This is a genomic window from Acidaminococcus sp. CAG:542 (assembly GCF_000437815.1).
Taxonomy (GTDB): domain Bacteria; phylum Bacillota; class Negativicutes; order Acidaminococcales; family Acidaminococcaceae; genus Acidaminococcus.
The window spans coordinates 1-5,140 of record NZ_FR902008.1 but is presented as its reverse complement, the minus strand read 5'-3'; the positions used below and the strand labels follow the sequence as shown (position 1 = coordinate 5,140).

Here is a 5,140-nt window from a genome sequence, read left to right as displayed (position 1 = left end):
TTATACACAATAAGAAGAACCTGGCCGAAGGACAGGTTCTATCCAGCGGCCCGAGACTCATGACTCGAGACCCGAGACCTGAAGAGGAGGCTGTTGCTTTTGCAACAGCCTCTACATCTTCCACCCAAAATGATCCGTGTGGAGGAGTTTTTCTGCTTTGGGGCTCAGGGGCTTGCCCAGGAACTCTTTGTACAGCCGCTGGACCTGGGGATTCTGGTGGGAGAACCGGAGATGGCTGTGCTTGTCCAGGGTCCGGAGCTCTTCTCCCCGGACGCCTTCCAGCTCCACATCCTCCTGGGGAATGGGCTGGCCGCCTCCTCCGGCACAGCCGCCGGGACAGGCCATCACTTCCACGAAATCGTAATGGACTTCTTTCCGCTTCAGGGCCTGGATCAGCTGCCGGGTGTTCCCCAGGCCGCTGACCACGGCACAGCGGATTTCTTTGCCGGCCATGGTGTACACCGCATCCCGGAGCCCTGTACCGTTCCGCAAAGGAGCAAACAGGTCCGGATCGGGATTTTCCCCGGTCAGGGTGGCGTAGGCTGTACGGAGAGCCGCTTCCAGTACCCCGCCGGTGGTGCCGAAAATGGTCCCGGCTCCCGTAAAGGTGCCCATGGGATCATCCAGCGGCTCTTCCGGCATGAGGGCCGGATCCAGGTGGTCCGCCCGGAGCATCCGGATGAATTCCCGGGTGGTGAGGGCCAGGTCCACATCGGGTCCGTAAGGCCCCTGCATGGTGGGCAGGGCACATTCCGCCTTTTTGGCCAGGCAGGGCATGATGGAAACGCAGTACAGCTTTTCCGGAGGCACCTGGAGCTTTTCCGCCAGCCAGGTCTTGGCAATGGCCCCGAACATCTGCTGGGGGGATTTGGAGGTGGACAGCCGTCCGGTCAGTTCCGGATACTGGCCCTTCAGGAACCGGACCCAGCCGGGGCAGCAGCTGGTGAACATGGGGAACTCTTTCGTGTCCCCGGCCTGGAACCGTTCCAGGAATTCATTGGCTTCTTCCATAATGGTGAGGTCCGCCCCGAAGGTGGTGTCGTACACATGGTCGAACCCCAGCTGCCGGAGGGCCGCCGCCATTTTCCCGATGGTCCCCTGCTCCCGGGGCAGGCCGAAGGCTTCGCACCAGGCCGTCCGCACCGCCGGAGCCACCTGGACCAGGGTCACTTTGTCCGGGTCCGCCAGGGCTTCGTAGAGTTTGTCCGTATCGTCCCGTTCCCGGAGCCCGGCCACCGGACAGTGGGTGATGCACTGGCCGCACAGGGTGCAGTCCGAATCCTTGATCACCCGGTTGCCGGACACATCCACCGTGGTCCGTCCCCCGGTGCCCGCCACGTCCCAGATGTGCATGGCCTGGATCTTGTCGCAGACCTGGATGCAGCGCATGCATTTGATGCATTTGTTGTAGTCGTGGAACAGGGGGTAGGTGGTGGTCCAGGCCCGGCGCAGGCCTTTGGGCAGCTGTTCCTCATAGGGATTGTCGTGGATCCCCAGGCTGTTGGCCAGGGACTGGAGCCGGCAGTTGCCGCTGCGGACACAGACGGCGCACCGGCAGTCGTGCTGGGACAGGATCAGTTCCACGTTGATCTTCCGGGTTTCCCGGACCCGGGAAGAATGGGTGTGGACCACCATGCCCTCTTTGACAGGACTGTTGCAGGCGGTGATCATCCCCGGTTCTCCTTCCACCTCCACACAGCACACCCGGCAGGCGGCGATTTCGTTGAGTCCTTTCAGATAGCACAGGTGGGGGATCTGGATCCGGGCCTGCCGGGCCGCTTCCATAATGGTGGTCCCTTCCGGCACCTGGATGATTTTGCCGTCAATGGTACAGGTTACCATTCCCGATTCCTCCCTCCTTTAAAGCTGCCGTAGCCAAAGTGGTCACAGCGCAGACACCGGCTGGCTTCCTGATGGGCTTCTTCCGGGGTCATCCCTTCCGCCACCAGACGGAAATCTCCCACACAGTCCGGAGTGCAGTGGTGCTTCAGGTTCACCCGGCCGCAGGGAGGGGTCTGGGTGAAGTAGGCGTCGGGGATCTCCACCTGGCAGGAAATCCGGTGGTGGCAGCCGAAGAAGGAATCGATGTTGTCGGCGGCCACTTTCCCGGCGGCCACTGCCCGGATCACTGTGGCGGGACCGGAAACTGCATCCCCGCCGGCAAACAGGTTCCCCAGGCCCGGGATGCTGGTGGACAGATCCGCCTGGATGGCCCCCCGGTGGGTGGTGACCCCGATGGCCTCAAAAGGCTTGGTGACAATGGACTGGCCGATGGCCACAATCAGGATGTCGCAGGGGAACCGCCGTTCCGGCAGATCCGCCTTTATGGGGTTTGGCCGGTCCTTTCCATTGTAGGGGCCGATATGCTGGGGCTGGGTCCAGATGGCCGTTACCTGGCCCGCTGCGTTGGTTTCAATCCGGCTGGGGGCTTCCAGGGTGACGATTTCGCAGCCTTCCGCCATGGCCGCCTGGATCTCTTCCGGCAGAGCGGTCATATCTTCCAGCCGGCGCCGGTACAGGCACTGGACGGAAGCCGCCCCCAGCCGTTTGGCCGTGCGGGTGGCGTCCATGGACACGTTGCCGCCCCCGATGATGCAGACCCGTTTGCCGGTGAAATCCGGAACCCGGCCTTCCCCGATGTCCCGGAGCAGCCGGACGGCACTGTACACCCCCTGGGCGTCTTCCCCGGGGATATGGAGCTTCTTGTCGCTGTGGGCCCCGATGGCGATGTACACCGCATCATACTGCTGCTGGAGCTTTTCCACCGGAATGTCCGTCCCCACGGAAACTCCGGTGCGGACCTGGATCCCGGTGGTGAGGATGTAGTCCAGGTCTCGGTCCAGCACTTCCAGGGGCAGACGGTAGTCCGGGATCCCGTACCGGAGCATGCCGCCCAGCTGGGGCCGCTGTTCGTATACGGTGACGCTGTGGCCCATAAGAGCCAGATAGTAGGCTGCCGTCAGGCCTCCCGGGCCGCCTCCGATCACCGCCACGGTCTTGCCGGTGGCAGGGGCGGGCTTTGGCGCCCGGGCCGGTTTGGCATGGTCCACGGCAAACCGCTTCAGCCCGCAGATGTTCACCGGGGCGTCCACCATCCCCCGGCGGCAGTGGTGTTCGCAGGGATGCTCGCATACATAGGCGCAGGCGGCGGGGAAGGGATTGTCCTTCCGGATCAGTTCCAGGGCGTCTTCATACCGGCCTTCCCGGATGAGCGCCACATAACCGGGAATATCCACATGGGCCGGGCAGGTGGACACACAGGGCACCGGGTGGCTGAGACCGCAGATGCACCGGCCGGTGAGCACGTGCTCCTCATAATCCTCCCGGAAGCCCCGGACCCCCTTCAGTACCATATAGGCCGCCTCGTAGCCGATGGCACAGTCCGAAGAAGAGGCGATGCTCCGGGCGGTCCGTTCAATAAGGTCGATGGTGTCCAGGGTGGCCGTCCGGTCCAGCACCCGTTCAATGAGCACCTCCAGCTGGCCCAGGCCCACCCGGCAGGGCACGCATTTGCCGCAGCTCTGGGCATGGCAGAACCGGAGAAAGTTCAGGGCCATGTCCACCGGGCACAGCCCCGGAGAACTGGCACTGATCCTTCGGTGCATATCCTGATACAAACCGTTCAGGACCGTCTGGGCCCGTCCCGGTGTTTCGATCTGTAAGCGACGCACGATTTTCTCCCCCTCCATGAATTTTCAGTATGGAATCCGGAAACAGAATGAACAGATACGATATTATTTTACCGTTCAGAAGCAAAGAGTGTCAACTGATTCGGTGAAAAAATCTGATAAATCGGGGGGGTGTGAAATTCCTAAAAATTACTAGGAATTCACCTTTCCTTTTGGAAAATTCTATAGTACAATTATAGGAAATTATTCTTGCTGCGAGGAGGAACCATGAAAATCTCTACCAAGGGACGGTATGCCCTGCGCCTGATGATCGATCTGGCCATCAACGGCACCGAATCCTATGTACCTATTAAAAGCGTCTCTCAGAGACAGGAAATCTCAGAAAAATACCTGGAACAGATCATTACCCAGCTCTCCCGCGCCAAACTGGTTAAAAGTGCCAGAGGAGCCCAGGGAGGATACAAACTGGTCCGTGATCCCAAAGATTATACCGCCGGAGAGATCCTCCGGGCCGTGGAAGGGTCCCTGGCTCCCGTGGCCTGCCTGGAACCCGGCCACGCAATCTGCAGCCGGGCCGCCCACTGCGTTACCCTGGACCTGTGGAAAGAGATCCAGGATGCCATCGACAACATTGTGGACAACACCACCCTGGCAGATCTGGTGGAAAAGCAGGAAAAGAAGGGGATGTGAATTTTTCACACTCCCCTTTCCGATTTTTCCTTGCACACTTCTCCCGGAAGCGCTATAATACTACGTATTGGGGCATTAGCTCAGCTGGGAGAGCGCAAGGTTCGCAATCTTGAGGTCAGGGGTTCGATCCCCCTATGCTCCACCAGACCAAAAGCAAGCATCCATGCGGGGTTTGACCGTGTGGGTGCTTTTTTGTGCGCCAAAAGAGGGTGCTGCATAAAACATGCAGCACCCTCTTTTTCCTTATTCCATTTTCACTGCCATGCGCAGCCGTTCGATGCTCTGGGTCAGGTTCTCCAGTTTCTCTTCCATGCGTACCAGCAGGTACCAGGAAATGACCATGGGGAATCCGTACTGGGCAGCCTGGCCGGCCAGCAGGGACAGGTCCTCCATGGGTTAGCCCTCGGTGACTTCGTCAGTTCCGTCTGCCAACAGATCCTTGACATCGGTCACTTTGGCCCCCTGGATGGTTTCCACAGGAATGCCGTTCTTGGTGAGGAAGACTTTGCTTTCCACCACTTTGTTCATCACCGGCAGCACCATTTCCCGGTCCACGTCAGAGCGGGGATTCACGATGCGGATGTTTTTGGTCGCTTTTTCGCTATCCTTGAAAATCAGGTCCAGTTTTCTGGAATCTGCCATTGTGCACTACCTCCTTTACGCCACTTCTTCCAGGGTATGCCGTTCCACGATGTACATCCCCTTGGGAGCTTCTGCCATCAGCCCGCCGAATTCCTTGCCCACTTCTGCCAGTTTTTCCGGGGTGGCATCGGTGGACAGCTTTTCGTAGCTGATGTTCTTGAATTTGGGCTGGTCATTTT

At 59.8% G+C, this 5,140-nt stretch carries 6 protein-coding genes and 1 tRNA gene; 2 read left to right on the top strand and 5 right to left on the bottom strand.

Features of this window, described 5'->3' with window-relative positions; translation table 11 throughout:
- Nucleotides 1-111: 111 nt before the first annotated feature.
- Nucleotides 112-1,842, bottom strand: coding sequence for a [FeFe] hydrogenase, group A (locus tag QVO43_RS00345; protein WP_022486655.1), 1,731 nt, complete (start codon nt 1,840-1,842; stop codon nt 112-114).
- The gene (locus QVO43_RS00340) at nt 1,836-3,671 is read right to left on the bottom strand and encodes an NAD(P)-binding protein (protein WP_022486654.1); all 1,836 of its coding nucleotides are present in this window, start codon (nt 3,669-3,671) and stop codon (nt 1,836-1,838) included. The genes QVO43_RS00345 and QVO43_RS00340 overlap by 7 nt, the downstream gene beginning before the upstream one ends.
- A 225-nt stretch (nt 3,672-3,896) precedes the next feature.
- Between QVO43_RS00340 and QVO43_RS00335 the strand changes: the two genes are divergently transcribed.
- Both QVO43_RS00335 and QVO43_RS00330 read left to right on the top strand, forming a co-directional pair.
- A complete protein-coding gene (locus QVO43_RS00335; RefSeq protein WP_022486653.1) occupies nt 3,897-4,319 on the top strand; it encodes an RrF2 family transcriptional regulator in 423 nt (140 codons plus the stop codon).
- A gap of 69 nt (nt 4,320-4,388) precedes the next feature.
- Nucleotides 4,389-4,464, top strand: a tRNA-Ala gene (locus QVO43_RS00330).
- 98 nt (nt 4,465-4,562) lie between these two features.
- Here QVO43_RS00330 and QVO43_RS00325 read toward each other — a convergent pair.
- The 3 genes from QVO43_RS00325 to QVO43_RS10090 all read right to left on the bottom strand — a co-directional run.
- Nucleotides 4,563-4,712: a YvrJ family protein gene (locus QVO43_RS00325; protein WP_022486652.1), complete on the bottom strand. Its 150-nt coding sequence runs from the start codon at nt 4,710-4,712 to the stop codon at nt 4,563-4,565.
- Between the two features lie 3 nt (nt 4,713-4,715).
- Entirely contained in the window at nt 4,716-4,961 is a 246-nt protein-coding gene (locus QVO43_RS00320) for a DUF2922 domain-containing protein (protein ID WP_022486651.1), read from the bottom strand.
- 15 nt (nt 4,962-4,976) lie between these two features.
- The coding region (locus QVO43_RS10090) for a DUF1659 domain-containing protein (protein ID WP_369678664.1) at nt 4,977-5,140 on the bottom strand (164 nt) is incomplete at its 5' end.

What these genes read in the sequence shown, in the direction of transcription:
- QVO43_RS00345 (WP_022486655.1), bottom strand. Translation starts at nt 1,842, where the DNA reads ATGGTAACCTGTACCATTGACGGCAAAATCATCCAGGTGCCGGAAGGG.
- QVO43_RS00325 (WP_022486652.1), bottom strand. Translation starts at nt 4,712, where the DNA reads ATGGAGGACCTGTCCCTGCTGGCCGGCCAGGCTGCCCAGTACGGATTC.
- QVO43_RS00320 (WP_022486651.1), bottom strand. Translation starts at nt 4,961, where the DNA reads ATGGCAGATTCCAGAAAACTGGACCTGATTTTCAAGGATAGCGAAAAA.
- QVO43_RS00335 (WP_022486653.1), top strand. Translation starts at nt 3,897, where the DNA reads ATGAAAATCTCTACCAAGGGACGGTATGCCCTGCGCCTGATGATCGAT.